At 62.5% G+C, this 19,824-nt stretch carries 20 protein-coding genes; 13 read left to right on the forward strand and 7 right to left on the reverse strand.

The features are described from left to right. Nucleotides 1-104: 104 nt before the first annotated feature. The 6 genes from hpf to MU848_RS11500 all read right to left on the reverse strand — a co-directional run bounded on the left by hpf (nucleotide 105) and on the right by MU848_RS11500 (nucleotide 4,366). Nucleotides 105-710, reverse strand: a complete 606-nt coding sequence (gene hpf, locus MU848_RS11475) for a ribosome hibernation-promoting factor, HPF/YfiA family (protein ID WP_097090558.1) — start codon at nucleotides 708-710, stop codon at nucleotides 105-107. Nucleotides 711-791: 81 nt separating this feature from the next. Beyond that, entirely contained in the window at nucleotides 792-1,484 is a 693-nt protein-coding gene (dnaQ, locus tag MU848_RS11480) for a DNA polymerase III subunit epsilon (protein ID WP_247232068.1), read from the reverse strand. A gap of 46 nt (nucleotides 1,485-1,530) precedes the next feature. Further along, nucleotides 1,531-2,124 (reverse strand): dephospho-CoA kinase, encoded by a 594-nt coding sequence (gene coaE / locus MU848_RS11485; protein ID WP_247232070.1) that lies wholly within the window; start codon nucleotides 2,122-2,124, stop codon nucleotides 1,531-1,533. Nucleotides 2,125-2,130: 6 nt separating this feature from the next. Beyond that, nucleotides 2,131-2,952: a shikimate dehydrogenase gene (aroE, locus tag MU848_RS11490; RefSeq protein WP_247232072.1), complete on the reverse strand. Its 822-nt coding sequence runs from the start codon at nucleotides 2,950-2,952 to the stop codon at nucleotides 2,131-2,133. Continuing rightward, a complete protein-coding gene (locus MU848_RS11495) occupies nucleotides 2,949-3,542 on the reverse strand; it encodes a Maf family protein (RefSeq protein ID WP_247232088.1) in 594 nt (197 codons plus the stop codon). The genes aroE and MU848_RS11495 overlap by 4 nt, the downstream gene beginning before the upstream one ends. Then, the gene (locus tag MU848_RS11500; RefSeq protein WP_097090563.1) at nucleotides 3,539-4,366 is read right to left on the reverse strand and encodes a pyruvate, water dikinase regulatory protein; all 828 of its coding nucleotides are present in this window, start codon (nucleotides 4,364-4,366) and stop codon (nucleotides 3,539-3,541) included. Before MU848_RS11500 ends, MU848_RS11495 begins: the two co-directional genes overlap by 4 nt. Before the next feature lie 288 nt (nucleotides 4,367-4,654). On the opposite strand from MU848_RS11500, the gene hemE reads away from it, so the two are divergent. Then, nucleotides 4,655-5,716: a uroporphyrinogen decarboxylase gene (hemE, locus tag MU848_RS11505; RefSeq protein WP_247232090.1), complete on the forward strand. Its 1,062-nt coding sequence runs from the start codon at nucleotides 4,655-4,657 to the stop codon at nucleotides 5,714-5,716. Beyond that, nucleotides 5,716-6,156 (forward strand): CopD family protein, encoded by a 441-nt coding sequence (locus tag MU848_RS11510; RefSeq protein ID WP_201515412.1) that lies wholly within the window; start codon nucleotides 5,716-5,718, stop codon nucleotides 6,154-6,156. Before hemE ends, MU848_RS11510 begins: the two co-directional genes overlap by 1 nt. An 84-nt stretch (nucleotides 6,157-6,240) precedes the next feature. On the opposite strand, the gene panC is transcribed toward MU848_RS11510, so the two are convergent. Next, nucleotides 6,241-7,086, reverse strand: a complete 846-nt coding sequence (gene panC / locus MU848_RS11515; RefSeq protein WP_247232100.1) for a pantoate--beta-alanine ligase — start codon at nucleotides 7,084-7,086, stop codon at nucleotides 6,241-6,243. A gap of 103 nt (nucleotides 7,087-7,189) precedes the next feature. Here panC and MU848_RS11520 point away from each other — a divergent pair, with 103 nt between their 5' ends. From MU848_RS11520 to MU848_RS11570, 11 genes are all read left to right on the forward strand, one after another. Next, nucleotides 7,190-7,999 (forward strand): division plane positioning ATPase MipZ, encoded by an 810-nt coding sequence (locus MU848_RS11520; protein WP_247232103.1) that lies wholly within the window; start codon nucleotides 7,190-7,192, stop codon nucleotides 7,997-7,999. After that, nucleotides 7,999-8,439: a J domain-containing protein gene (locus MU848_RS11525; protein WP_247232105.1), complete on the forward strand. Its 441-nt coding sequence runs from the start codon at nucleotides 7,999-8,001 to the stop codon at nucleotides 8,437-8,439. The genes MU848_RS11520 and MU848_RS11525 overlap by 1 nt, the downstream gene beginning before the upstream one ends. Nucleotides 8,440-8,457: 18 nt before the next feature. Further along, nucleotides 8,458-9,828 carry a phosphoglucomutase/phosphomannomutase PgmG gene (gene pgmG, locus MU848_RS11530; RefSeq protein ID WP_247232107.1) on the forward strand — a complete coding sequence of 457 codons (1,371 nt, stop codon included), beginning with the start codon at nucleotides 8,458-8,460 and terminating at the stop codon, nucleotides 9,826-9,828. 330 nt (nucleotides 9,829-10,158) lie between these two features. Next, complete coding sequence (locus tag MU848_RS11535; protein ID WP_247232110.1) at nucleotides 10,159-11,466, forward strand: OmpP1/FadL family transporter; 1,308 nt, start codon at nucleotides 10,159-10,161, stop codon at nucleotides 11,464-11,466. 51 nt (nucleotides 11,467-11,517) lie between these two features. Further along, nucleotides 11,518-12,678, forward strand: a complete 1,161-nt coding sequence (gene ispG / locus MU848_RS11540) for a flavodoxin-dependent (E)-4-hydroxy-3-methylbut-2-enyl-diphosphate synthase (protein WP_201515406.1) — start codon at nucleotides 11,518-11,520, stop codon at nucleotides 12,676-12,678. Nucleotides 12,679-12,880: 202 nt separating this feature from the next. Continuing rightward, nucleotides 12,881-13,804, forward strand: coding sequence for a DMT family transporter (locus MU848_RS11545; RefSeq protein WP_247232114.1), 924 nt, complete (start codon nucleotides 12,881-12,883; stop codon nucleotides 13,802-13,804). A 152-nt stretch (nucleotides 13,805-13,956) separates the two neighbouring features. Then, nucleotides 13,957-16,278: an FtsK/SpoIIIE family DNA translocase gene (locus tag MU848_RS11550; RefSeq protein WP_097090573.1), complete on the forward strand. Its 2,322-nt coding sequence runs from the start codon at nucleotides 13,957-13,959 to the stop codon at nucleotides 16,276-16,278. A gap of 265 nt (nucleotides 16,279-16,543) precedes the next feature. Continuing rightward, the gene (locus MU848_RS11555; RefSeq protein ID WP_097090574.1) at nucleotides 16,544-17,182 is read left to right on the forward strand and encodes a LolA family protein; all 639 of its coding nucleotides are present in this window, start codon (nucleotides 16,544-16,546) and stop codon (nucleotides 17,180-17,182) included. A gap of 267 nt (nucleotides 17,183-17,449) precedes the next feature. Then, the gene (gene xth / locus MU848_RS11560) at nucleotides 17,450-18,247 is read left to right on the forward strand and encodes an exodeoxyribonuclease III (protein WP_247232116.1); all 798 of its coding nucleotides are present in this window, start codon (nucleotides 17,450-17,452) and stop codon (nucleotides 18,245-18,247) included. Nucleotides 18,248-18,260: 13 nt separating this feature from the next. After that, on the forward strand, nucleotides 18,261-19,319 hold the full coding sequence (gene ribA, locus MU848_RS11565) for a GTP cyclohydrolase II (protein WP_247232118.1): 1,059 nt from the start codon (nucleotides 18,261-18,263) through the stop codon (nucleotides 19,317-19,319). After that, the gene (locus MU848_RS11570) at nucleotides 19,316-19,816 is read left to right on the forward strand and encodes a L,D-transpeptidase family protein (RefSeq protein WP_247232128.1); all 501 of its coding nucleotides are present in this window, start codon (nucleotides 19,316-19,318) and stop codon (nucleotides 19,814-19,816) included. Before ribA ends, MU848_RS11570 begins: the two co-directional genes overlap by 4 nt. Nucleotides 19,817-19,824 lie beyond the last annotated feature (8 nt).

Below are 19,824 nucleotides of genomic sequence, written 5' to 3' on the forward strand. Positions count from 1 at the left end.
CGCGCCACGCCCCTTTTGATCACGCGTGCCCGGGGATATAAAGCCCGGCCCCATAAGCCGCCTGCCGCTTCGGGTCAATGGCGGCCCGGGACCGGGCCCGATGGTCAGGCGCGTGCTTGCTCCCGTGGTTCCACCCAGCCGATCGTTCCATCCTGACGGCGATAGACCATGTTATAGGCCGATGTGCCCGCGTTCAGGAACAGCAGCGCGTTGGTGTTGCGCAGGTCGAGCATCATCACCGCGTCAGAAACGCTCGCTTCGGGAATATCGACCCGCGTTTCCGCCACGATCAACGGTGCGTCAGCCGGTTCCTCTTCCTCTGGCGACGAAGCGAAAATGGTATAGCCCGCGCCATCCAATCCGTTGAGGTCATAGCCATTGGCCCGCTGCGCCTCGGCCGCGACGGCCTGGGGATGACGGTCCTTCAGGCGGCGCATGTAGCGCCGCAGCTGCCGCTCGATCTTTTCTGCCGCCTGGTCGAAGGCCGGATGCGCTTCCTGCGCCTCGCCCGCTCCTTTGAGGATCAGGCCGGTCATCACATGGCAGACAATATCACAGTGGAAAGCCCCGTGGGGCGCAGGCCGGAACGTGACCTGGGCGGAAATCGTGCGCGAAAAATATTTCTCGGCCATCGCCTCCAACCGGGTCGCCACATGCTCTTTTAGAGCGTCGCCCGTATCGACCTGATGCCCGGAAACACGAATATCCATATGCCTTCTCCTTGTTCTTGCCGGGCTGCGGGAGGCAGTCCGGTTGGGCGAAGCGTGAAGGGCAGCATGTCAAACCAGCCTTCAAGCCTCCTCCAGCCAGAGCGGCTTTTCCAGCGTCGCGACAAACGCTGCATGCCTCTCCAGCTCCATCGCGCTGGCCGTGAAAACCCGCGCGGGACGAACAGGGCGAACCGCGATATTGGCCGCAAGTTCCACCCGAATGGCGTCTTTCTCTTCCTCCTGTGCAAGACCAAGGCCGATCTGACGGCCTCCTCTCAATTCGATATAAAGTTGCGCCAGCAATTCGGCGTCCAGCAAGGCGCCATGCTTGACACGATGGCTGCGATCGATGCCGTAGCGGGTGCATAGCGCGTCTAGGCTATGCTTGGCGCCCGGATGCAGCTGCCGCGCGATCGCGACGGTATCGATCATCCGGTGCATGCCGACTTCCGGCAGACCGCAAAGCTTCAGCTCATGGTTGAGGAAGCCGAAATCGAACCGCGCATTGTGCGCGACCAGATGGCTGTCTTCCAGAAAGTCCAGCAACTCCTCCACGCCATGGGCGAAAAGCGGCTTGTCCTTCAGGAATATGTCGGACAGCCCGTGGATCGCCTCAGCGGCGGCGGGCATCAATCGCTGGGGATTGTAATATGCATGGAAGGTGCGGCCTGTGGGCACCCGATTAACGAGTTCGATGCACCCGATTTCCACCATTCGATCCCCGGAAGCGGGGTCAAATCCAGTCGTTTCGGTGTCGAATATGATTTCGCGCATTGACCTCTTCATGCCGACTCTGCGGCTCACCCTGTCGGCCCGTACCTTATCGGCCCGTCTTTGATCCAAGGCAAGCAACCAAGCGCCGCACTTGGCGCTGCGTGGCCGCAAATGTGGTGCCTGTATGGATGATATAGTCTGCCCGCCGCCGCTTTTCAGCATCGGGCGTCTGCAAGTGCAGGATTCTGCGGAATTTCTCCACCGTCATGCCCTTGCGCGCCAGCACGCGCTTGCGCTGCTTCCAGGCTGGCGCCGTCACGACGATGACGCCTGCCAGCTTGCGCTCCATATGCCCTTCGAACAGCAGCGGAATGTCCAGCACGACAAAGGCGCGCGAGCGATGCCGACGCAGAAAAGCCATCCGCTCTTCCTTGACTGCCGGATGGACAATCGCTTCCAACGCCTTGAGTTCCTGGGGATGCCCGAACACCGCCGCCCCGAGTTTCGCCCGGTCGACGCCCGCAGGCCCGGTCGTCCCGGGAAAACGCGCCTCGATCGCCTGTAACAGCCTGCCCGCAGGCCCTTGCAGCCGATGCACCTCCGCATCCGCATCAAAGACTGGCACGCCCTCCCGCCGCAGCATGGCGGCCACGGCCGACTTCCCCATGCCGATCGATCCGGTCAGCCCATAGATTTTCATGGCGCGTCAGGCCGCCAGCAGCAATGCGCGCAATTCCTCGTCCCGCTCGCGGGGGGCCTGCGCGTCGAAAAAGATATCGAACGCCAGCGCCGCCTGCCCGATCAGCATCTCCAGCCCGTCCAAGGCCTTCAATCCGCGCGCCCGCGCTGCCTTGAGCAGTGGAGTCTCCAGCGGCGCATAAACGATGTCATAGACCGTCGCCCCATCGGGCAGCGTGGAAAGATCCAGATCGAGCACCGGCTGACCCACCATGCCGAGCGAACTTGTGTTGACCAGCAGATCCGCCGCCGGAAGCATGTCACCCATGCCGATTACCCGCCCCTTGACCTCCGCCCGGTCGAGCAAGGCCTGCCCCTTCGCCGCATCGCGCGCCATCACGGTGATATCGGCCACGCCCAGGCTGGTGAGCGCAAACAGGATCGCCCGCGCCGCGCCGCCCGCGCCAACCAGCACGGCGCTCTCCCCTTTCCACTTGTCGCGGAGCAGCGGCTGGAGGAATCCCCCCGCATCGGTATTGGTCCCGATCAGCGGCCCGCCGGTTTCGCTGGCGATCGTGTTCATCGCCCCGATCCGCTCGCGCACACCGCCCGGATCGTCGGTATAGTCCATTACCGCGATCTTGTGCGGAATGGTGACATTGCATCCCAGCCAGTCCGGATCCGCCCTGCGCTCCAGAAAATAGGCGGAAAGCCCCTCCGCCGTGACATGCGTCTTGCGATATTCCGCCTCGATCCCCAGGCAATCGAGCCAGAAATTATGAATGAGCGGCGATTTGCTGTGCGCGATCGGATCGCCGATCACTTCTGCATAGGGAAGCGTGTCAGTCATGACGGCAGAACGCCCCGCATGCGCAGAAAGTCAAGCAGCGGCAGCAATGGAAGCCCCTGAATCGCGAACTGACTCCCTTCCACCTTGCTGAACAGTTGCACGCCCGGCCCTTCGATCCGGTAATTGCCAACGCACCAGCGGCACTGCTCCCATTCCTCATCCAGATACTTAGCTATGAAACTATCGGACAAGGGCCGCACCGTCATCCGCACCCGTTCGATGTGCCGCCAGATCGGCTCCCCATTCAGCGCGATGACGGCCGCGCTATGCAGATGATGCACCCGCCCCGACAACAGGCGCAAAATCCGCTCCGCATCCGCGCGATCCACCGCCTTGTCGATCATGCTGCCATCATCGATGCTAAGCGTCTGGTCGCATCCCAGGATCAATCCACCCGGCACCCGGCGTGATATGCGCAGCGCCTTCAACTCCGCCAGTGCATCCGCCAGCGCCCGCGCGTCCAGTCCATCCGCCCGCAGCGCTTCCTTCGCCGCTTCTTCATCGACGCCCGGCGAGAGCGCTTCGAACGGAACGCCCGCCGCCTGCAACAGCGCTCGGCGGCTTGCGCTTTGTGACGCCAGCACGATCATGATTCACTTCCTTCCGCCAACACGCGGTCATTGAACAGATTGATGATCGCAGCCGCCGCTTCCTCAATCGAGCGACGCGTCATGTCAATCACTGGCCAGCCATTGTCGGCAAACATGCGCCGGGCAAAGGCCAGTTCCTCCTGCACCTTTTCCAGATCGACATAGCTGGTTTCGGGCGCCTGGTTCAAAGAGAGCAGCCGGTTGCGGCGGATCTGCACCAGCCGCTCAGGACTGACGGTCAGCCCCACGACCATCGGGTGCCTCAGCGAATAAAGGCTGCGCGGCGGCGGCGATTGCACCACCAGCGGAATGTTCGCCGTCTTGTATCCGCGATTGGCAAGATAAATGGACGTCGGCGTCTTGGACGCGCGCGACACGCCCGCCAATACGATGTCCGCTTCCTCCCAATTTTCATGGCCCACGCCGTCATCATGGGCGATGGTGAACTGGATCGCCTCGATCCGCGCGAAATAGGCTTCGTCGAGGATATGCTTGCGCCCCGGCCGGTTGCGGGTTTCCTGTCCCAATATATTGGACAGCGCGTCGGTCACGCTGTCGAGCGCCGCGACATGGGGCAGGCCCAGCGCCCGACAGCGCGTTTCCAGCCGCCGCCGCAACTGGTGATTGGACAGGGTGAACAGCACGAGGCCCGGATTGGCGGAAATCTCCTCCATGATCCGATCGAGATGGACATCGGACCGCACCATCGGCCAGAAATGCCGCACAGCCTCGACATTTTCAAAGGCGCCGATCGCCGCCTTGGCGATATTTTCCAGTGTCTCGCCGGTGGAGTCAGACAGCAAATGCAGATGGATACGCGACATGACGCATATCTCTGTGTGGAGCCTGTGGATAAAGCAAGGGATAGGTTGCGGACGAAATACCCCTTTTTAGGTAGCTCACATTAGCCGGAATCTTATCCACATGGCTCCCACAGGCCGTCATTTTCATCCACAGCCTGTGGGTAACGTGGATGAACGGACTGACTCGCACCGGAATCCTTGACGTGAAGGAGTCAAGCTGTTGGCAAATCCGGGCACAGCGCATAAACCCCGCTGCCAACGCCTCTACTATCTCCATCATCCTTTTTAAGAATCTAAATAAGAGAGATTATGACGGGACCAGATGCCGGCCTTTCCGCTGGACCTTCCAAGCCGCTGCTTTCCGTCCTGAAGGGGGAAAGCCTGTCCGTGCCGCCCATGTGGCTGATGCGCCAGGCGGGCCGTTATCTGCCGGAATATCGTGCCTTGCGCGCGCAAAAGGGCGGATTTCTCGAACTGGTCTATGACAGTCCGGCGGCCGCTGAAGTCACGCTTCAGCCGCTGCGCCGTTTCGGCTTCGATGGTGCGATCCTCTTTTCAGACATTTTGATCGTTCCTTATGCGATGGGGCAAAATCTCTGGTTCGAAACGGGGGAGGGGCCTCGCCTCGCACCCATCCTCAGCGAAACCGACCTGTCAGCGCTGAAGCCTGACCTCAGCCGCTATGAAGCCGTTTATGAAACAGTGCGGCGGGTGAAAGCGGCGCTGGACCCCTCTGTCACCTTCCTCGGCTTTGCAGGCAGCCCCTGGACCATTTCCACCTATATGGTGGCCGGGCAGGGCAGCAAGGATCAGGGCGCGGCCCGACGTCTCGCCTATCAGGATCCGGAACGGTTCGGCGCGATCATCGATGCCATTATCGAGTCCACCGTCACCTATCTGTCAGGCCAGATCGATGCCGGGGTAGAGGCGGTGCAACTGTTCGACAGTTGGGCAGGCAGCCTGGCGCCGCTTCAGTTCAGCCGCTGGGTGATCGAACCCAATCGCCGCATCGTCGAAAAGCTGAAAAGCCTGCATCCTGGCGTCCCGATCATCGGCTTTCCCAAGGGCGCTGGAGCGAAGCTTGCCGACTATGCGGCAGGGACCGGCGTTGACGCGATCGGTGTCGATGAAACCATCGATCCCCATTGGGCGAACCGGGTGTTGCCGGAGGGCCTGCCTGTGCAAGGTAATCTCGATCCGCTGGCGCTCATCGCCGGGGGCAGGGCGGTCGAGGAATCGGTCGACAACATCCGCGCAGCCTTTGCAGATCGGCCCCACATCCTGAACCTCGGCCATGGCATTCTCCCCGACACGCCGATCGCCCATGTCGAGGCGCTCATCGCCTATGTCCGGCAAGGAAAGAGTAGCTGATGCCTTATCTCGGAGCTGCCTATCTGTGGGTGAAGGCCGCCCATGTCATCTTCGTCATCTTCCTGATGGCGGGACTGTTCATGATGCCGCGCTTCTTCGTCTATCATCATCAATGCGCCGTCGGATCGGATGAGGACCGCAAATGGATCGACCGCGAGCAGCGGCTGCTCAAGATCATTCTCAATCCCTCTCTGATCCTCGTCTGGGTCTTCGGCCTCATGCTGATGGTGGAAATTGGCGCCTGGCATTTCGGCTGGTTCCACTTGAAGCTGCTCTTCGTCCTTGGCCTTTCCGCCTATCATGGCTGGATCGCGGGCTATGCGAAGAAACTCGCCAAAGGCCTGCGCCCGTTAAGCGAAAAGAAGCTGCGCCTGATCAACGAAGTCCCCGGCATCGCCGCCGCAGTCATCGTGGTCGCTGTGATCGTCAAACCTTTTTGAACAGCGTCATCCCAGCGAAAGCTGGGATCTCATGAGGCATCGCTGAACGTCGGCCGATTCAAGCCTCCGCTGGAATGACGAGGTTCAGGAAGGCTCCACCGCAATATTATCGATAAGCCGCGTCCGCCCCAGCTTCGCCGCGCCCAGCAGCCGTGCGGGCCGATCCAGCACCTGCATCGGCTCCAGCGTCACCGCGTCGCACAGCGTCACATAATCGATAGGGTCGAAGCCATGCGCGCTCAGCATCGTGATCGCCTTGGCAACCGCAGCCTCGACACTCGCGCCTTTCTCCATCTGCCGCGCCGCTTCACCCAAAGCGCGGGGCAGGGCGAGTGCTTCCTTGCGCTCCTCGTCGGTCAGGTAGGCGTTGCGCGATGACAGGGCCAGCCCATCCTCGGCCCGCTGCGTCGGCACGCCGATGATCTCGATCCGCATGTCAAGGTCGCGCACCATCTGCCGGATCGTCGCAAGCTGCTGGTAATCCTTTTCGCCGAACAGCGCGACGTCGGGCTGCACCTGATTGAACAGCTTGGTGACGACCGTCGCCACGCCATCGAAATGTCCCGGCCGCGCCGCGCCATCCAGCCCTTCGGTGATGCCCGAAACGGAAATGTTGGTCGCATAGCCCTCCGGATACATGACCTGCGGCGTCGGCGCCCACAGCGCATCGACGCCTGCGGCCTGCAACATCTGTGCGTCCTTGGCCTCGCGCCGGGGGTAGGCGTCCAGATCTTCGTTCGCGCCGAACTGCCGCGGGTTGACGAAGATCGACACGACGACATGCCCGGCATGGCGCCGCGCTTCCTCGACCAGCGCCATATGCCCTTCATGCAGCGCGCCCATCGTCGGCACCAGCGCGACGGGCCGCCCATCGCTTTTCATCGCATCGATCGCGGTTCTTAAGGAAGGAAGGTCACGCAGGGTTTGCACGGGACGAGGGGCTCCGATATGGCAGGGGCACGGGGACTATCCTGCTAAAGGCACGACCCGACAATAGGGTCAAGAATCGTTGCGGCAATAAACGGGGTTATCAATGGGTACGAACACCCAAACGCATCATATCGTCTTCGCCAATGAAAAGGGCGGGACCGGCAAGTCGACCACCGCCGTGCACACCGCCATCGCCTTGACCGCGCTCGGCTACAAGGTCGGCATGATCGATCTCGACCCGCGCCAGCGCACCGTCACGCGCTACATGGAAAATCGCGCCGAAACCGCCCGCCGCCGCAACATCGACCTCCCCGCGCCGGACTTCGCCGTGCTGAAGGGCGACACGATAGAAGCGCTGGAGGAAGAATCCGCCGCGGTTGCCGATGGCAAGGATTTCCTGGTCGTCGACACCCCCGGCCGTGACGACGCTTTTGCACGCCACATGGCCGCCCGCGCCCACACGCTGGTGACGCCGATGAACGACAGCTTCGTGGACTTCGACCTCATCGGCCAGGTCGACGCGGAAACCTTCAAGGTCCGCCGCCTGTCCTTCTATTCCGAGCTCATCTTCGAAGCGCGCAAGACCCGCGCCAAGGCGGATGGTGTCTCGATCGACTGGGTCGTGCTACGCAATCGCGTCCAGCATCATGACGCCCGCAACAAGAAGCGCGTGGGCGACGCCCTGATGGAACTCTCCCGCCGCGTCGGCTTCCGCGTCATTCCCGGCCTCTCCGAGCGCGTCATCTTCCGCGAGCTTTTCCCGTCCGGTCTCACCCTGCTCGACAAGGGGCATCTGGGCGACCTAGGCGTAAGCCACATCGCCGCCCGCCAGGAACTGCGCGAGATGGTCTCCGGCCTTGCCCTTCCCTCGCGTGAGGAAAGGACGCCGGTCGATCTTCTCGGCGCGGCCTGATGGGTCTTTTCGCCTTTCTTCTTCTCGGGCTCGCCGCCTGGCTCATCTGGACGGGACGTTTGCAGCGCATGAGTGTGAAGGATGGCATGGTGTTGGGGGGCGCGCTGGTGGGCGCGGTCATGGCGGCCAAGGGCAAGCCGCTCGCCGGAGCGCCGTTGCTGCTTGGCGCGGCGCTCTTTTTCATGAACCAGTCGCGCCATAAAAAGCGCTCCGCCGCTCCCAAGGCAGCCCCCGAACCGGCCAGCATCGCCAGAGCGCGCGCCCTGCTCGGCGTCCCTGAGGATGCCGACGAAAATATGATCCGCGCAGCCCACCGGCGGCTGATCGCTTCGGTCCACCCCGATCGCGGCGGCACGGAAGCCCTGGCGGCGGAAATCAACGCCGCCCGCGACCTGCTGCTGTCTGAATCGGACAAAAAACAGCAGCCGCCCAGCCGCTAGGGCGATAGAACAGGGCTCATGTCCCACCACTTCCACCCTTCGCTGCTGCGCGAATATGACATGCGCGGCATCGTCGGCAAAACATTGGGCGAGGAAGACGCCTATGCCCTCGGCCGCAGTTTCGGCACGATCGTCAGGCGCAGGGGCGGTTCAGCGGTCGTGCTTGGGCGCGACGGCCGCCTCAGTTCGCCCATGTTGGAACAGGCCGTGGCTGATGGCCTTCAAGCCAGCGGCATCGACGTGCTGCGCGTCGGCATCGGCCCCACGCCAATGCTCTATTATGCCGAAACGCTGCTCGATGTTGATGGCGGCATCCAGGTAACCGGCAGCCATAATCCCGCCGATCACAATGGCTTCAAGCTGGTACTTGCGCATGAAGCCTTTTTTGGGCCCGACATCGCCCGTCTTGGCGCCATCGCCGCTGCTGGCGATTGGGAAGCGGGCAGCGGCAGCAGCTGCGCCATCGACGTCATGGACCGCTATGTCGCGCGGCTCATGGAAGGATTTGACGGCACCGCCTGGCGCATCGGCTGGGACGCGGGCAATGGCGCAGCGGGTCCGGTCGTGGACAAGCTCGTCAAGCTGCTGCCGGGTGAGCATCACACGCTTTTCACCGAAATAGACGGCAATTTTCCCCATCATCACCCCGACCCGACAATCGAGGAGAATCTGCACGACCTTCGGAATCTTGTCCTCGCGAACAAGCTCCATTTCGGACTGGCCTTCGACGGTGACGGCGATCGTGTCGGTGTCGTCGATGCGCAGGGCCGCACCATCTGGGGCGACCAGTTGCTCGCCCTGCTGGCCGGGCCAGTGCTTCAGGAACGGCCGGGCGCCACCATCGTCGCCGACGTGAAATGCAGCCAGATACTGTTCGACCGGATCGCCGCGCTGGGTGGCCAGCCGCTCATGTGGAAAACCGGGCACAGCCATATCAAGTCGAAGATGAAGCAGATCGGCAGCCCCTTGGGCGGCGAAATGACCGGCCACATCGTTTTCGCCGACGATTATCTGGGTTTTGACGACGGCCTGTACGCCGCGCTGCGCGTCATCCGCATGGCAAGCTATGAGGGCAAGACCATCACCGCCCTGCATGACGATCTGCCGCCGCTGGTGAACACCCCCGAACTGCGATTTGCCGTCGAGGAGGACCGCAAATTCGCGATCATGCGGGACATCATCGCCCGGCTGCGGGCGGAGGGCGCAATCCTGAACGACATCGATGGCGCCAGGGTGACGAGGCAAGAGGGCTGGTGGCTATTGCGCGCCTCCAACACCCAGGCGGAATTGGTCGCCAGAATCGAGTCGCACGATCAACCGGGACTCGAGCGTCTTCGGACCGACCTGTGGAGTTATCTGTCACCGCATGTGCCGGGCCTTGATGGGTAAAGAAGCAGAGGAAAGCAAAAAAAAAGCGGCAACCGTCAACGTTCTTGGTTGCATCTTCCGCTACGGCATCAGCCGGTTTCACCGACAGTTGCAATAAACGCAACCGTGTAGTTTTCTTTCGCAGTTGCGAAAAGCAGCGCCGATCTGCACAAGGAACGGGCCTTTCAGGCATCCTCTCCTAAAACTTCCAGGCCGTCCCTTGGGGCGGCTTTTTTTTGCCTCCAGCGGCCACAGCGGATTTTCCGAACGGGAAATTTACCATATCGCTGCCATAGCCGGTGCCACATCTGCGCGCTTCGCGCCGCACGGGTTTGAAGAAGGGGGATCTGCATGTTTCTAAGCCGCCGCGCTGCCACCGCTTGTCTGTCCGCGGGGCTGGTCGCACTGCCACTCCCAGCATTCGCAGGTGGCTTCTATCTTCAGGAACAATCGCCCAAGGAGACCGGTCGGGCGCTTTCCGGTGCGGGCGCGGCAGCCGATGATCCTTCCGCCATCTATTTCAACCCCGCCGCCATGACGGAGCTTCCGGGCGCTCAACTGTCTGCTGGCGTGATTGCCCTGTTCGCGACTGCGAGCCAGCAAAATCAGGGCAGCAATCGCACCGTCCCGGGGCTGCCCGGCGCCACCGTTCCAGTTGCTGGCAATTCCGGCGGCAATCCGTTCGACAAACTCATCCCCGTGCCCAGCTTCTATGTCACGGGGCAGGTCACGGACCGGCTGTGGATCGGTGCGGGCGTCAATGCGCCGTTCGGGCTGAAGCTTGCCTATGATGAGGGCTTTTTCGGTCGCTACGACTCCCTTCACACCGACCTGAAGACCTATAACATGCAGGGATCGGCCGCCTACAAGCTGGACGATCATTTCTCGATCGGCGGCGGCGTGGACGTGCAATATGTGAAAGTCACGCTGACCAACGCCTTGCCGCAGCTCACGCCGCTGATCGCGGCCGATGGTCTTGCGGAGGTGAAGGGGAAGGATTGGAGCGTCGGATGGCACGCTGGCCTTTTCTACACCAACGGCGTGACCAATATCGGCATTTCCTATCGGTCGGGCATCGATCATAGCATGACGGGCACGCAGACCATATCGGGCCTGCAAAGCCTCCTTGCCGCCCAGAATGGCAGCACCGGTGTCAGCGCCCCGCTCAATCTTCCCGACATCGTGACCGCCGGTTTCATGCACCGGCTGACGCCGCGCCTGCGCGCCTTGATCAGCGCCCGCTGGTATAATTGGTCGGTCTTCAAATCGATCGCGATCACGGCCGGTGGCCGCACCTCGATCAAGGAACTGGATTACAGGGACAGCTACAGCGTCAGCCTGGGCGGCGAATATGATGTCAATCCGGCGCTGACCCTGCGCGCGGGCACGATGTTCGATCGCACGCCCACCAATGCGCAGTTCCTGACGACCCGCGTGCCCGATGGCGATCGCGCCTGGCTGTCGGCAGGGGCGACCTATAATGTCTCGCCCAATCTCGCCCTCAATCTCAGCTACGCCCATAATTTCGTGGAAAAGGCGACGATCATCCGTCCCGACACCTATTATGGTGGAAGCCCTGCCGCCACGACCGTCACCACCCTGTCCCGGACCAGCGGCAATGCCGATCAGATTGCCGCATCGGTGACGGCACGCTTCTAACTTGGTCCATGAATCACTATAGGGGCTCCATCAGCACGGAGCCCCCAGTTCATGTCCGACCATAATCCCGGCCTGCGTCCCTGGCGCGACATCGCCCGGCGTCAATGCCGCCAGATCATGGTGGGCAATGTGCCGGTGGGGGGCGGCGCGCCTGTCACCGTGCAGACGATGACGAACACGCCGACCCATGATGTGCGCGCAACGATCGACCAGATTCGCCGCTGCGAGGAAGTCGGCGTCGACATCATCCGCGTGTCCTGCCCGGACGAGGAATCGACTGCCGCATTGAAGCAGATCGTGCGCGCCGCCCGCGTGCCGATCGTCGCCGATATCCATTTTCACTATAAGCGCGCACTCGAAGCGGCCGACGCGGGTGCGGCCTGCCTGCGCATCAATCCCGGCAACATCGGTTCGGAGGCGCGCGTCAAGGAAGTGGTGGACGCCGCCAAGGCGAATGGCTGCGCGATCCGCATCGGCGTCAACGCAGGCTCCCTCGAAAAGGATTTGCTCGAAAAATATGGCGAGCCTTGCCCGGAAGCGCTGGTCGAAAGCGCGCTCGATCATATCAAGCTGCTGCAGGATCAGGACTTCCACGAATATAAGGTCGCGGTGAAGGCGAGCGACGTCTTCCTTGCCGTCGCTGCCTATATGCAACTCGCCGACGCGGTCGATTGCCCCCTGCACCTTGGCATCACCGAAGCGGGCGGCCTGATCGGCGGCACGGTGAAAAGCGCGATCGGGATCGGCAACCTGCTCTGGGCCGGGGTCGGCGACACCATCCGCGTGTCCCTCTCCGCCGAACCGGAGGAGGAAGTGCGGGTCGGCTATGAGATCCTGAAGTCCCTCGGCATCCGCACGCGCGGGGTGAAGGTCATCTCCTGCCCCAGCTGCGCGCGCCAGGGCTTCGACGTCATCCGCACCGTTCAGGCGCTGGAGGAACGGCTCCAGCATATCCACACGCCCTTGTCGCTCTCGGTCCTGGGCTGCGTTGTCAACGGTCCCGGCGAAGCGCGCGAAACCGACATCGGCCTTACCGGCGGCGGCGCAGGCAAGCACATGGTCTATCTCTCCGGCCTCACCGACCACACCATCCAGGACGAAGGCATGATCGACCATATCGTCCAACTGGTCGAAGCCAAGGCAGCGGAGATCGAAGCGGCAAAGATCGAGGCGGAAACAACGGATGCAGGTCGGGCCGAGGCGGCGGAATAGGGGAGGGGGCTTTCTTCTCGATCGCTCGCCAGCCTGCTTGCCTAAGACGGTCCCGCTGAGCTTGACCTCTCCTCTGCGGTTCCGCCCAACCCCCGTTCGGACTGAGCTTGTCGAAGCCTTCTCCTGAGCGTCTGATGCAAGCAGGCAGCCGAAGGCCCTTTCTTAGGCAAACTCCAACCATCCCAACCGATGCCATGACCCCATGACCCAGAGCCGCTCCCTCGCCATCCCCTTCGCGGTATCCTGTCTCGCCGTCCTGCTGTTCGCCATCATGGACGCGACGATGAAAGGCTTGAGCCTCTCGCTCGGCCTTTTTAACGCCCTGTTCTGGCGCGCTCTCGCCGGAACGCTGCTCGGCCTCGCCATCATGCTGCCGACCGGCCACCGCTGGCCCGACAGGGCGGTGCTGCGCCTCCATGTCCTGCGCGGCGTCGTCGTGACGCTGATGGCCAGCCTCTTCTTCTGGGCGCTGATGCGCATGCCGCTTGCCGAAGCCATCGCCCTGTCCTTCATCGCGCCGCTCATCGCCCTTTATCTCGCCGCGCTGCTGCTTGGCGAACGGATCGGGAAGCGCGCCATCAGCGCGTCGCTGCTCGGCCTGGTCGGCGTTGCTGTCATCCTGTCGGGTCGGATGCAGGACAGCTATGATTGGGACGCCCTGCTCGGCGCCATCGCCGTGCTGGTTTCCGCTGTCCTTTTCGCATGGAACCTCATCATCCAGCGTCAGCAGGCGCAGCTCGCCTCGCCGGTGGAGGTCGCCTTCTTCCAGCATGGCATCATGTTCATCCTCTTTAGTCTCTGCGCCATCGCTGCTTGGGCGGCACCCGATCTCGTGCCGCTCCGCCTCGATCTGCCCGTGCCCGCCTCCTTCCTGCTGATCGCCGCCTGCGCGGCGTTCGCCTTCACCTCGCTCGCCGCCTTCGCATGGGCCTATGCGCGGGCGGAGGCGCAGCATCTGATTCCGGTCGAATATACCGCCTTCCTCTGGGCCGCGATCATCGGCTGGCTTGCCTTTGGCGAACGGCTGACCCTCTCCACCATCGCGGGCGCGGCCCTGATCGTCGCGGGCTGCCTCATCGCCATGCGCTCCGGTCCGCCAGCGCAAATGCATGAAGGAATCGCATGACTTGTCGATTTCGACGCCCGCTGAAAAACGCGTTTTTCTCACCACTTTCTTCATGACTTTCCCACGACCAGCCGAAACAGCGGACTCTTGACGCACACTCCCCGCTCGGCGCATTGTGCCGGAACGGAACATTTGGGGGACATTCGAAAGCCATGGCTGTCAGCCGCGGAGCCAAGCGCACGCCGGAATGGCGCGAAATGCTGAAACGCAGCCTCATCCGCAGCGGCGCGCTGATCAGCGCGATCGCGTTGATGCTGGCTACCCTGTTCCTGGCGCTCGCCCTGCTCAGCTTCCGCCTGAGCGACCCATCGATGATGACCGTCGCCGACAATCAGGTCCAGAACATCATGGGCTGGCCCGGCGCTTGGGTCTCCGCCTTCCTCTTCACCCTGCTCGGCGTCCCCGTCGCCCTCGTCCTGCCGCTGCTGGCGATCACCGCCCGCCGCCTTTGGGGCGATCAGGACATGACCGGCTGGAAAGGACAGTTCGGCAAATGCCTGCTCGGCATCGTCCTCATCGGCATGGCGCTTGCGATGTTCCAACCGGACTCGCTCATCGACCTGCCTTCGGGCTGGGGCGGCCTCATCGGCCTCGCCACCGCCAACGGCGTGCGCAGCCTCACCTCCGCCGCACCCGCCGCGCAAGGGTGGATCACTGGCATCCTCGTCATTTTAATGCTGATCGCCGGTTTCTTCACCTGGTATCGCAGTCTTGCGCTGGAAAAGCCGATATTAGCGCTGCGCCGCCCGACCCTGCCGCGTCTCAGCCTGCCCAAGCCCGCGCTTGCCTTCGCAGGCAACGCTCCCGCCGAAGCCGACGATGATGATGAAGGTGCGGAGGAACGCGTCATCGCGCCCCGGCGCGCCGTGTCGAACGAGCCCAAGCCGCCAATCACCATCCAGACTCCCAAACCTGCGCCCGCCCAACGGCAAATGGCGCCGGTGTCTCAGGATGACCTGTTCGGCAACAGCTCGCTTCCCTCGGCCGATCTGCTCAACCCGATTCCGGCTGGCCAGGCGCAGAAGATCGACAAGGCGGCGCTTGAACGCAATGCGCGCCTGCTCGAATCCGTGCTTGATGACTTCCATGTCAAAGGCAACATCGTCGAAGTGCGACCCGGCCCGGTCGTCACCATGTACGAACTGGAACCCGCGCCCGGCATAAAGGCGAGCCGCGTGATCGCGCTGGCTGACGACATCGCCCGCAACATGTCCGCTCTGTCGGCCCGCGTCGCGACCATACCCGGCCGCACGGTCATTGGCATCGAACTGCCCAACGCCAATCGCGAAGGCGTGTCGTTCCGCGAGTTGATCACGTCCGAACAATTTGCGCAGGACGCCACCCTGCCGATCATCCTGGGCAAGAACATATCGGGCGAGCCGATCATCGCCGACCTCGCCCCCATGCCGCACCTGCTGATCGCGGGCACCACCGGCTCGGGTAAGTCGGTCGGCCTCAACGCCATGATTCTGTCGCTGCTCTATCGCATGACGCCGGATCAGCTGCGCCTCATCATGATCGATCCCAAGATGCTGGAACTGTCGACCTATGACGACATCCCCCATCTGCTGTCGCCGGTAGTCACCGAGCCGAGCAAGGCGATCCGGGCCCTGAAATGGGCGGTCGAGCAGATGGAGGACCGCTATCGCATGATGGCGTCGATCTCCGTCCGCAACCTCGCCAATTACAATGAGAAGGTCCGGGCGGCAAAAGCCAAAGGCAAGCCGCTCGGCCGCCGCGTCCAGACCGGCTATGATCCCGAAACCGGCAAGCCGATCTACGAGGAAGAGCAGCTCGACTTCCAGCCGCTGCCACAGATCGTGGTGGTGGTGGACGAACTTGCCGACCTGATGATGACGGCTGGCAAGGAAGTGGAATTCCTGATCCAGCGCCTTGCACAGAAAGCGCGCGCTGCCGGCATCCACCTGATCCTCGCGACGCAGCGCCCATCGGTCGACGTCATCACCGGCGTCATCAAGGCGAACTTGCCGACCCGCATCAGCTTCTTCGTGACCTCGAAGATCGACAGCCGCACGATCCTGGGCGAACAGGGCGCCGAGCAACTGCTGGGCAAGGGCGACATGCTCTACATGCATGGCGGCAAGGGGCTGATGCGCGTCCATGGACCGTTCGTGTCCGACGATGAGGTACGCGTCGTCGCCGATCATTGGCGCGCACAGGGCCAACCCGACTATATCGCCGCCGTAACCGAGGAACCCGAAGAGGGCAGCTTTGCCCTGGATGGGGTGGATCTGGGCGATGACAGCCCCGACGCTCAGCTGTTCCGCAAGGCGTGTCAGCTGGTGTTCGAGAATCAGAAGGCATCGACCAGCTGGCTCCAGCGCCAGCTGCGCATCGGCTATAACTCGGCCGCGCGCCTCATAGAACGGATGGAGGAAGAAGGGCTAGTCGGTGCCCCCAACCATGTCGGACGCCGTGAAGTACTGCGTGACGAAAATGGCAATCCGCTTTGACGATTGCGCAAAACGCAATCGGCGCGATGCTCAACGCATTTGCGAAAATGATCGGGACCGTTCAATAAGGACGGGCCTTTCAGGCATCCTCTCCTAAAACTTTCCAGGCTGGTCTTCGGACCAGCCTTTTTTTTGATCTGTCAGGAATTTACATCCGGCTGCAGAACGGCCTTATTGGCGCGCGTGATCAGGAACGCATCAGTTCACGATGGGTTCAACGCCTGACCCTTACATATTGTTTTCTCAACAAAGCGGAGAAAAATACATGAAGCGCTTGGTTGCGCCCCTCGCCTTGGCTCTGGCCGCCGCGCCCCTGATCATCCCTGCGTCGCCCGCACCAGCGCAGCAGGCGCAGGGCGGCTTGGCGCAGGTAAATGCCTATATCCGTGGCGTCACGACCATGACGGCGGACTTCGTGCAAACCGACCGCGCCGGTCAGACATTGTCGGGCAAGCTCACCATCAGGCAACCGGGCAAGGTGCGGTTCCAATATCAGAAGGGGGTGCCGCTGCTCATCGTCGGGGATGGCAAGGCATTGACCATGATCGACTATGAGGTCCGTCAGGTACAGCGCTGGCCGATCGGCAGCTCGCCGCTCGGCGCCTTGCTCGACCCGAAGAAGGACCTGTCCCGCTTCGGCAAGCTGATCCAGACCGGCGATCCGAAGGTCATCAGTGTACAGGCGCGCGATCCCAAGCGGCCCGAGTTCGGGACCATCACGATGATCTTCCAGAAGGATCCGGCTGGCCCCGCTGGCCTGCAACTCTATGGCTGGGTGGCGCTGGATTCGCAGAATAACCGCACGACGGTTCGCCTGTCGAACCAGCGTTACGGCGTTCCCGTTGCTGATTCTGCGTTCCGCTGGACAGACCCACGGCCGAAAGGGCGTGCTGCGGGCGGATGAAGCGGGTCTGGCGTGAGATGGACGGTGATAGGATAAATCCTGTTCATCTTGGGCTCATATCCGCAGCCCTAATAAGGACTCCACGGCGCGAGACGAAATCCGGGATTTCCCCCCTGTTACTCGGATGTCACTCCCGCCGCAAAGCGCTTCAAGGGCGCGATCGAGACCCCCGTTCCATGCCCCCGGAGCGGGGGTCTTACTGTGTCAGGATCATGCGGCGCGGCGCCCAAGCTTGCGCGGGCCTTCACAGGGTCTTAGGGGATCAGCATGCCGAAGACACTCAGCATCGCCTCCTGGAACATCAACAGCGTCCGCGCCCGAATCGACATCGTCGAACGCTTCCTGACCGAAGAAGCGCCTGACCTTCTTTGCCTTCAGGAAACAAAGGTCGTGAACGAGACATTCCCGACGGAGATGTTCCGGCGCTTGGGTTATGTTCATCAGGTGCTGAACGGACAGCGCATGCACCATGGCGTCGCGATCATGAGCAAGGTGCCGATCCATGAGGATGACCGGTTGGACTGGCAAGCCAATGGGGAAGCGCGCCATGTCGGTATTCGTCTGGACAATGGGGTCCGCATCGAAAATGTCTACGTCCCAGCGGGCGGCGATGTTCCCGACCGGACGGTCAATCCGAAGTTCGGCCAGAAGCTCGACTTCCTTGAGCGAATGATCGAGTGGTCTTCCCAGCTCGAAGACATGCCGACCATCCTGACCGGCGATTTCAATATCGCCCCGATGGAATGCGATGTGTGGAGCCACAAGCAACTGCTGAACGTGGTCAGCCATACGGCGATCGAATGCGAACTGCTCAGCCGGTTGCAGCATTCAAACAATTGGGTGGACATCGGCCGCAAATTCTTTCCCGCACCCCAGCGCCTTTACACCTGGTGGAGCTATCGCGCGCGCGACTGGGCGGAGTCCGACCGGGGACGGCGGCTGGACCATATGTGGATGACGCAGGACGTCGCTGACAAGGCCGTCTCACATCGGGTCGTCGAACCGGCGCGAAGCTGGGTCAAGCCGTCGGATCATATTCCGATCATCACGGAGTTCGCCTTTTGATGAGGCTCTTGTCATGAATGCCCGCGCCGCCGCACGTGCAATAGATGCCCTTCGTCGTGGCTGGGCCATCAGCGTCCATGCAGCGGACGGCGTGGTGCATGTCATGGCTGTAGAAGGCGCGGACGCGGTGACGCTGAAGGCTTTCGATCCTTCGGGCAAGGCTGACATATTGGTCGCGGCGGCCAGAGGCGAGACGTTGAAGCTTGCCAACCAGTTGGCGGCGGCTGATCCCGACATGCCGGTGCTGATCGCCCGCGCCCCCTGGATCGATGGCGATGTGGCGGCTGCAATTGCCGATCCGGTGCTCGACCTCTCATCACCCTTGAAGGGACCATTTGCCGCAAAGCCGCTCGGCGCGCCGGCTGCAGCGAAAGCGACGCTCAGGCTCGCCCGCCTCGCGGGCATTCTTCCCGCCTTCTTCGTTGGATCAGAAGGATCAAGCGAAGCGTCAGTCGATGCAGGCGACATCGACGCTTATGATGATGCGGCGCACCTTGCGATCGCAACGCGCGCCCGGTTGCCGGTCTCTACAAGTGAAACGGCCGAGATCATCGCCTTCCGCAGTCCTGACGAGCCGCGCGAGCATGTTGCGCTGGTCATCGGCACGCGCGATGACTCGCCGCCCGTGGTGCGGCTGCATAGCGAGTGCCTGACGGGCGATGTGCTGGGGAGCCTCAAATGCGATTGCGGCCCGCAACTGCATGAGGCGCTCCACCGGATAGCCGACTCTCGCTGGGGGGTGCTGCTTTATCTCAGGCAGGAGGGGCGCGGCATCGGCCTGATCAACAAGCTGCGCGCCTACGCTTTGCAGGATCAGGGCTTCGACACGGTCGACGCCAATATCCGCCTCGGCTTTGCCATCGATGCGCGGGATTTTTCCGTAGCGGCGCGCATGCTCGAATTGTTGGGCATCGATGAGGTCAGGCTGCTTACCAACAACCCGAAGAAGGTCGAGGGGTTGGAGCAAGCCGGCGTCAAGGTCGCCGAGCGCCTGCCCATCATATTGGCGGCCAATCCCCATAACGAACAATATCTGGCCACCAAGCGCGACCGCACCGGCCACCAGCTATGAGCGTCATCCACGTCGACAGCGCGACAGGCCGGCTGCGGGCCGGAGCGCTGGATATCGCATGCGCGCTGGGCCGCAGCGGCGTTTGCGCGCCGGCCCACAAGCGGGAAGGGGATGGTTGCACTCCTTTGGGCGAATGGCCGCTGCGTGGCGTGTTGCTGCGCCCCGGGAAGATTGATCCCGCCGCTATCCAGCTTTCCTGGCGCTGGGTGAGGGAGGGCGATGGCTGGTCCGATGATCCGGCTGATCCAGCCTATAATCGTCCAGTCCATCTGCCACGGCCTTTTTCAGCCGAGTCGTTGCTGCGCGAAGATGATGCCTATGACGTGATCGTCATCCTTGGCCACAATGACGCGCCGCCGGTGCCAGGGCAGGGGAGTGCCATATTCCTCCACCTCTCCGAAGGTCGTCCGACCGCTGGCTGCATCGCGATCGATCGCGGTGACATGCTGAAGCTGTTGCCGATGCTCGCCCCGGGCGACACGGTGGAGATCGTCTAGCGGCGGCA

Origin of the sequence: Sphingobium agri, assembly GCF_023051225.1 — a bacterium.
GTDB lineage: Bacteria > Pseudomonadota > Alphaproteobacteria > Sphingomonadales > Sphingomonadaceae > Sphingobium > Sphingobium agri.

Bases quoted from the DNA above. Each gene is read 5' to 3' on its own strand.
- pgmG (WP_247232107.1), top strand. From the start codon at position 8,458: ATGTCCCACCACTTCCACCCTTCGCTGCTGCGCGAATATGACATGCGC.
- MU848_RS11535 (WP_247232110.1), top strand. From the start codon at position 10,159: ATGTTTCTAAGCCGCCGCGCTGCCACCGCTTGTCTGTCCGCGGGGCTG.
- coaE (WP_247232070.1), bottom strand. From the start codon at position 2,124: ATGAAAATCTATGGGCTGACCGGATCGATCGGCATGGGGAAGTCGGCC.
- MU848_RS11510 (WP_201515412.1), top strand. From the start codon at position 5,716: ATGCCTTATCTCGGAGCTGCCTATCTGTGGGTGAAGGCCGCCCATGTC.
- MU848_RS11545 (WP_247232114.1), top strand. From the start codon at position 12,881: ATGACCCAGAGCCGCTCCCTCGCCATCCCCTTCGCGGTATCCTGTCTC.
- aroE (WP_247232072.1), bottom strand. From the start codon at position 2,952: ATGACTGACACGCTTCCCTATGCAGAAGTGATCGGCGATCCGATCGCG.
- MU848_RS11570 (WP_247232128.1), top strand. From the start codon at position 19,316: ATGAGCGTCATCCACGTCGACAGCGCGACAGGCCGGCTGCGGGCCGGA.
- MU848_RS11525 (WP_247232105.1), top strand. From the start codon at position 7,999: ATGGGTCTTTTCGCCTTTCTTCTTCTCGGGCTCGCCGCCTGGCTCATC.
- xth (WP_247232116.1), top strand. From the start codon at position 17,450: ATGCCGAAGACACTCAGCATCGCCTCCTGGAACATCAACAGCGTCCGC.
- MU848_RS11500 (WP_097090563.1), bottom strand. From the start codon at position 4,366: ATGTCGCGTATCCATCTGCATTTGCTGTCTGACTCCACCGGCGAGACA.
- MU848_RS11555 (WP_097090574.1), top strand. From the start codon at position 16,544: ATGAAGCGCTTGGTTGCGCCCCTCGCCTTGGCTCTGGCCGCCGCGCCC.
- MU848_RS11495 (WP_247232088.1), bottom strand. From the start codon at position 3,542: ATGATCGTGCTGGCGTCACAAAGCGCAAGCCGCCGAGCGCTGTTGCAG.
- dnaQ (WP_247232068.1), bottom strand. From the start codon at position 1,484: ATGCGCGAAATCATATTCGACACCGAAACGACTGGATTTGACCCCGCT.
- MU848_RS11520 (WP_247232103.1), top strand. From the start codon at position 7,190: ATGGGTACGAACACCCAAACGCATCATATCGTCTTCGCCAATGAAAAG.
- hemE (WP_247232090.1), top strand. From the start codon at position 4,655: ATGACGGGACCAGATGCCGGCCTTTCCGCTGGACCTTCCAAGCCGCTG.
- MU848_RS11550 (WP_097090573.1), top strand. From the start codon at position 13,957: ATGGCTGTCAGCCGCGGAGCCAAGCGCACGCCGGAATGGCGCGAAATG.
- ribA (WP_247232118.1), top strand. From the start codon at position 18,261: ATGAATGCCCGCGCCGCCGCACGTGCAATAGATGCCCTTCGTCGTGGC.
- ispG (WP_201515406.1), top strand. From the start codon at position 11,518: ATGTCCGACCATAATCCCGGCCTGCGTCCCTGGCGCGACATCGCCCGG.
- hpf (WP_097090558.1), bottom strand. From the start codon at position 710: ATGGATATTCGTGTTTCCGGGCATCAGGTCGATACGGGCGACGCTCTA.